The organism is Kitasatospora sp. NPDC091257, assembly GCF_044757675.1.
GTDB lineage: Bacteria > Actinomycetota > Actinomycetes > Streptomycetales > Streptomycetaceae > Kitasatospora > Kitasatospora lactacystinica.
Map to the genome: position 1 here is coordinate 1 of NZ_JBIVVI010000450.1, position 6,540 is coordinate 6,540.

Genomic DNA, 6,540 nt, shown 5'->3' on the forward strand with positions numbered 1-6,540 from the left:
GGAGGGTGCGCCGGCGCGGGAGGTCGCGCCGGTGCGGGGAGGTGGTGCCGGTGCGGCGCCGCGGGCCCGGTGGGGTCAGCCCTTGAGCAGCTTGTTGCACTGCTCGACGGCGGTGTCCAGCGCCTGCTTGGAGCTGGTGTCGCCGCTGATGGCCAGCGCGAACTGCTGCTTGATGACGGTGCCCATCGCGTCGTCCACCTCGACGGGCTGGATCAGCTTGGCCTTGGCGAGCGAGGTGAAGGCGATCACCTTGGCGTCGCCCGCGTTGGTGCCGTCGCTCCTGCTGAAGAACGGGTCGTTCGCGGAGGCCTTGGTGGAGGGGAACACGCTGGTCAGGTGGGCGAAGGCGGCCTGGTTCTCGGGGCTGGTCACCCAGCGGGCGAGGGCCACGGCGGCGGCCGGGTTCTTGGTGTTCTTCGGGATGGACAGGCCCTGGACGTACAGCGGCGGGGTGGCCATCGCGGGGGAGGAGACGACCTTCGGGGCGAGGGTCGGGTTGTCGGTGGCGAGGCTGGTGATGTAGTTGCCGCCGCCGGTGGTCCAGGCCACCGTGCCGGAGCTGAAGAGCTTGGAGTTGCCGGCGTAGGTGTCGGTCAGCACTCCGTTCGGCATCAGGCCCTCCTTGAAGGCGTCGCGGTACTTGTCGAGCAGTGCGGCGGCCTCGGGGGTGTTGAAGGTGAAGGACTTGCCGTCGTCGGACATGATCTTCACGCCGATGTTGTACAGGTCCCCGATGCCCGGCTTGCGGCTCATCAGATAGGTCTGGCCGCCGGACTTCTCCTTCATCGTCCGGGCCTGGGCGATCAGCTCGTCCAGACTGGCCGGGGGCTTCTGCGGGTCCAGGCCGTTCTTCGTCAGGAGCTCCGAACTCCAGTAGTTCACATCGGTGTTGAGGTACCAGGGGTAGCCGAAGGTGCCCTGGTACCCGTTGAACCGGTAGGCGTCGACGCCGCCGGGGACGTACTCCTCGGCGAGCTTCGGGTCGGCCTTGGCGACGTCCAGCAGGACGTCCTTCTTCGCCAGCGGGAAGGCGAAGTCCGGCGGGAGGTTGACCACGTCGGGCAGGCTGCCGGCGGCGGCCTGGCTGAGCACCTTGTCGGAGTAGCCCTCGCCGGGCTGGTCCAGCCAGTCGACCTCGACGCCGGGGTACTTCTTCTTGAAGCCGTCGATCACGCCCTGCATGTAGTCGGTGAACTTCGGCTTGAGCGCCCAGGTCTGGAGCGAGACCTTGCCCTTGACCTCGCCGGTGGCGGCCGCACTCGCCACCGCGTCGCTGTCCTTGGTGTCGCCGGAGCCGAGTCCGCAGCCGGTGAGCGCGGCGGTGGCGAGCGCGGTCGTGGTCAGTGCCGCCCAGATTCTTCGCATGAGGGTCTCCCGGTCCTGGGGGTGGGTGGGGGATCGTGCCGAGCTCGGGGGTTGTGCCGGATTCCGCAACCTGACTAACTAAACCGGTCTAGCTATGCCAGGGACTATGCTCCCGCCTAAACTTGGATGTCAAGAGAAGGAGTCGGGTTCAGTGGGCAGACCGACGATCGCCGACATCGCCCGCCGGGCCGGTGTCTCCAAGGGCGCGGTGTCCTTCGCGCTCAACGGCCGCCCCGGCGTCAGCGAGGCGACCAGGGCCCGGATCCTGGGAGTTGCCGAGGAGATGAACTGGCGCCCGCACAGCGCCGCGCGCGCCCTCGGCGGAGCCCGGGCCGACGCCGTCGGCCTGGTGATCGCCCGGCCGGCCCGCACCATCGGCGTCGAGCCGTTCTTCAGCCAACTGCTGTCCGGGCTCCAGGCGGTGCTCTCGGCCAGGGCGGTCGCGCTGCACCTGATGGTGGTCGAGGACACCGCCGCCGAGATCGAGGTCTACCGGGGCTGGGCCTCCGAGCACCGGGTGGACGGCTTCATCGTGGTCGACCTGCAGGTCAAGGACCCGCGGCTGCCGGTCCTCGACGAACTCGGGCTGCCCGCGGTGGTGCTGGGCGGACCCGGCAAGGGCGGCAACCAGCTGCGGGTCTGGGCCGACGACCGGGAGGCGATGCTCTCGATCGTCGACTACCTGGCCGCCATCGGGCACCGCCGGATCGCCCACCTCGCCGGGCTGCCGCACTTCCAGCACACCCAGCGGCGGATCCGCGCACTGCGCGACGCCTCGCGCCGGCTCGGGCTGGAGGAGGCGGTGTCGGTCCCCACCGACTTCAGCGACGCCGAGGGCGCGGCCGCCACCCGGACCCTGCTGTCCCGGGCCAGGCGGCCCACCGCGATCGTCTACGACAGCGACGTGATGGCCGTCGCCGGGCTCGGCGTGGCGGGGGAGATGGGCGTCGCGGTGCCCGGCGAGCTGTCCATCGTCTCCTTCGACGACTCGGTGCTCGCCCGGATCGTCCACCCGCCGCTGACCGCGCTCAGCCGGGACACCTTCGCGCTCGGGGAGCAGGTCGCGCGCAGCCTGCTGGCGGCGCTGGACGAGGCCGGGCCGGGGCGGGACCTCCAGATGCCCACGCCGCGGCTGACCGTGCGGGAGTCCACCTCGCCGCCGGGGGCCGCGCCGGCCGGCTCCCCGGAGGCCTCCTCCGGCGCTTCGCCTGCTGGGCCGCCTTCCGGTTCCGCGGCCGGTTCGCCCTCCGGTTCCGTCGCGGGTTCCCCCGGCCGGGTGGATGCTGCGCGCATCGTTGACAGCGGTTCTGAACCGGTTTAGCCTCGCAGCGCCGAGCGGCTCCGCTCGGCGCGCTCCGCCGCACTCCGTCCGGCTTCCGCCGCCCGTCCCGCTCCCCGCCGCGCCCGTACGTTCCCGTACCTTCCCGTGCGCTCCCGTGCGCCGAGGAAGCCCGGCGGCGGCGCGACCCCCACTCGATCCAGCACCGGCACGCCCGCATGCAGTCGGGCCGGGTCCGGTCGGGGAAGTGGCATGGACAGGGAGAAACGAGCAAGGTGGCAACACCCAAGTCGCGCCCGCGCGACGGCTACCCAGGGCGGGCGCTGGCCCTCATCCTGGTCGTCACCGTCGGACTGGTCGCCCTCATGTTCGGGACGGGCACCACCAAGCCCAGGCTCGGGATCGATCTCGCCGGTGGCACCAGCATCACGCTGACCGCGAAGTCGACCGATCCCAAGGCGATCAGCAAGTCCAACATGGACATCGCCACCGGGATCATCGAGCGCCGCGTCAACGGCATGGGTGTCTCCGAGGCGGAGGTCCAGACCCAGGGCGACAACACGATCATCGTGAACATCCCCAAGGGCGGCAACCAGCAGAACGCGGCGGACCAGGTGGGCACCACCGCCAAGCTGTTCTTCCGTCCGGTCCTGGCCGTGGCGCCCAGCGGCGTCACCGCTCCGGTGCCGACCGGCACCCCGTCCGCGGGCGCCACCGGCACCCCGGGGGCGACCCCGTCCGCCGCCGCGACCGGCAGCCCGTCCGCGAGCGCCACCAAGCAGGGCCGCCCCGCGAGCGAGGCCCTGGCCGCCGAGGGCGCCAGCCCGACCGCCGCCGCCACCGGCGCGAGCACCGCGCCCTCCGCCGCCGCCACCGGCGCCCCGAGTGCCGCGGCCACCCCGCCGAGCGCCGCCGACCTCACCGCGGCGATGACCCAGGGCACCGTGCCGCCGGAGCTGACCGCCGCGTTCGCCGCCCTGGACTGCTCCAAGCCCGAGGTCCGCACCGCCCAGACCGGCGCCGATGACAAGGCCGTCGTCGCCTGCTCGCAGAAGCCCGAGAACGGCTACTACGAGAAGCTCGCCCTCGGCCCCGTCGCCGTGAAGGGCTCGGACGTCTCCAAGGCCCAGCCGAGCCTCGACACCCAGTCGGGCGCCGGCTGGCAGGTCCAGCTCCAGTTCAACGGCACCGGCACCGACGACTTCACCAAGATCACCGGCCAGCTCGCCACCCAGGCCCCGCCGAACAACCAGTTCGCGATCGTGCTGGACAACCAGGTCGTCTCGCACCCCGAGGTCAAGAACGCGATTCCCGGCGGCAGCGCCGTGATCACCGGCCGCTTCACCCAGACCGAGGCGCAGGACCTGTCCAACGTGCTCGGCTACGGCGCCCTGCCGCTGGAGTTCGTCAAGAGCGACATCACCACCGTCTCCCCGGCGCTCGGCAGCGACCAGCTCAAGGCCGGCCTGGTGGCCGGCGCGATCGGCATGCTGCTGGTGGTCGCCTACTCGCTGGTCTACTACCGCGGCCTCGGCCTGGTCTCGATCGCCGGTCTGCTCGTCTCGGCGGCCCTGACCTACTCGATCATGAGCCTGCTCGGCAACGCGATCGGCTTCGCGCTGAACCTGCCGGCGGTCTGCGGTGCGATCGTCGCGATCGGCATCACGGCGGACTCCTTCATCGTGTACTTCGAGCGCATCCGCGACGAGGTCCGCGAGGGCGCCCCGCTGCGCCCGGCGGTCCAGCGGGCCTGGCCGCGCGCCCGGCGCACCATCCTGGTCTCGGACTTCGTGTCCTTCCTCTGTGCCGCCGTGCTCTACGTGGTCTCGGTCGGCAAGGTCCAGGGCTTCGCGTTCACCCTGGGTCTGACCACGGCGCTCGACGTCGTGGTGATCTTCCTCTTCACCAAGCCGATGATCACGCTGCTGGCCCGCCGCAAGTTCTTCCTGAACGGCCACCCGTGGTCCGGCCTGGACCCGAAGCGGCTGGGCGCCCGCCCGCCGCTGCGCAGCAGCCGTCGCCGTAACCCCTCCTCTGCCGCCGTGAAGGAGGCCTGACACCGTGTCACGCTTCTCCAATCTGGGCCACCGGCTCTACCAGGGTGAAGTCAGCTTCGACTTCGTCGGACGCCGCAAGCTCTGGTACTCCATCTCCGGCGTGATCGTGCTGGTCGCGGCGATCGGCCTGGCCATGGGCCTGCACCTGGGCATCGAGTTCAAGGGCGGCTCGGTCTACACCGTGGCCAAGCCCGGCCTGACGGTCTCCCAGGCACAGGAAACCGCGGACGGGGTCGTCTCCTCGCACCCGCTGGTGCAGTCGACCGACAACGGCAAGATCCGCATCCAGGTCAGCACCGAGGAGCCGAAGAGCTCCGACCAGATCCGCGCCGAGCTCTCGCAGAAGCTCGGCGTGCCGCTGGACACCGTCGAGGCCCAGGTGATCGGCCCCAGCTGGGGCAAGCAGATCTCCCAGAAGGCACTCACCGGTCTGATCGTCTTCATGGTCCTGGTGACGGTCTACCTGGCGATCGCCTTCGAGTGGCGGATGGCGGTGTCCGCCCTGGTCGCCCTCATCCACGACCTCCTGATCACCATCGGCGTGTACGCCCTGGTGGGCTTCGAGGTCACCCCGGGTACGGTGATCGGCTTCCTGACCATCCTCGGGTACTCGCTCTACGACACGGTCGTCGTCTTCGACACCGTGAAGGAGAACACCAAGGGGCTCACCAAGCAGAACAAGCTCACCTACAGCGAGGCCGCGAACGCGGGCCTCAACCAGACCCTGGTGCGCTCGCTCAACACCACCGTGGTGGCACTGCTTCCGGTCGCCGCACTGCTGTTCATCGGTGGCGGCCTCCTGGGTGCCGGCACCCTGAACGACATCTCGCTCGCGCTGTTCATCGGCCTCGCGGCCGGTGCCTACTCCTCGATCTGCGTCGCCACCCCGCTGCTGGCGCAGCTCAAGGAGGAGCAGCCGGAGATGAAGGCGCTGCGCAAGCGGGTCCTCCAGCACCGCGCCGCCGCGGCCGCCAAGGCCGAGGCCGCGGACGAGGAGCCGACGGGCGAGGAGCAGCCTGCGGGTATGGTCGGACAGCGTGGCCGCTCGGCCGGCACCTCCCGTGCCAAGGGCCGTCCGTCCACCAAGCGCTGACCCCGACCACGACCCCGGGGCCCCACCAGACCGTGAAGGACACCACCGTGACCACCGCCGACACCGCACTGGCCGAGCTGCTGAACAGCCGGATCCGGGACGTCCCGGACTACCCGAAGCCGGGTGTGCTGTTCAAGGACATCGCGCCGCTGCTCGCCGACGCCGAGGCCTTCGGCGCCCTCACCCGGGCGCTGGCGGACCGGGCCGCGGAGCTCGGTGCGACCAAGGTGGTGGGCCTGGAGGCGCGCGGCTTCGTGCTGGCGGCCCCGGCGGCCTTCGCGGCCGGGCTCGGCTTCGTGCCGATCCGCAAGCAGGGCAAGCTGCCCGGTGAGGTGTTCCGGCGCTCGTACGAGCTGGAGTACGGCTCGGCGACGCTGGAGGTGCAGTGCGACGCCTTCGCGCCCGGTGAGCGGGTGCTGGTGGTGGACGACGTGCTGGCCACCGGTGGCACCATCGGCGCCTCGCTGGACCTGGTGAAGGAGGCCGGGGCCGAGCTGGCGGGCGTCGTGGTGCTGATGGAGCTGGGCTTCCTGGACGGCCGCGAGCGGCTGGCCGGGCACCTGGCCGGCGCTCCGCTGGAGACGCTGGTCACGGTCTGACGGATCCGTCGGGAGGACGGCGGTCGGAACATCCGACCGCCGTCCTCCCGTTTCCTGGCCCGGCCGGATGAACACCCCGGCGCCCGGCTCGGTACCATGAAGATTCATCCCCTCTCGGTTGTCCCCGAACGTCCGGGCCCCGGCAGG

5 protein-coding genes are annotated in these 6,540 nt (G+C 71.1%); 4 read left to right on the forward strand and 1 reads right to left on the reverse strand.

The annotated features are described in order from the left end of the window. Window positions 1-75: 75 nt before the first annotated feature. Complete coding sequence (locus ACIQOV_RS21185) at window positions 76-1,365, reverse strand: sugar ABC transporter substrate-binding protein (RefSeq protein ID WP_359904768.1); 1,290 nt, start codon at window positions 1,363-1,365, stop codon at window positions 76-78. 151 nt (window positions 1,366-1,516) lie between these two features. Between ACIQOV_RS21185 and ACIQOV_RS21190 the strand changes: the two genes are divergently transcribed. The 4 genes from ACIQOV_RS21190 to ACIQOV_RS21205 all read left to right on the forward strand — a co-directional run bounded on the left by ACIQOV_RS21190 (window position 1,517) and on the right by ACIQOV_RS21205 (window position 6,393). After that, window positions 1,517-2,686 (forward strand): LacI family DNA-binding transcriptional regulator, encoded by a 1,170-nt coding sequence (locus ACIQOV_RS21190; protein ID WP_401050594.1) that lies wholly within the window; start codon window positions 1,517-1,519, stop codon window positions 2,684-2,686. A gap of 233 nt (window positions 2,687-2,919) precedes the next feature. Then, window positions 2,920-4,701: a protein translocase subunit SecD gene (gene secD, locus ACIQOV_RS21195; protein WP_401050596.1), complete on the forward strand. Its 1,782-nt coding sequence runs from the start codon at window positions 2,920-2,922 to the stop codon at window positions 4,699-4,701. Between the two features lie 4 nt (window positions 4,702-4,705). After that, on the forward strand, window positions 4,706-5,794 hold the full coding sequence (gene secF, locus ACIQOV_RS21200; RefSeq protein ID WP_380546477.1) for a protein translocase subunit SecF: 1,089 nt from the start codon (window positions 4,706-4,708) through the stop codon (window positions 5,792-5,794). A 47-nt stretch (window positions 5,795-5,841) separates the two neighbouring features. After that, the gene (locus ACIQOV_RS21205) at window positions 5,842-6,393 is read left to right on the forward strand and encodes an adenine phosphoribosyltransferase (RefSeq protein ID WP_401050599.1); all 552 of its coding nucleotides are present in this window, start codon (window positions 5,842-5,844) and stop codon (window positions 6,391-6,393) included. Window positions 6,394-6,540: the final 147 nt, after the last annotated feature.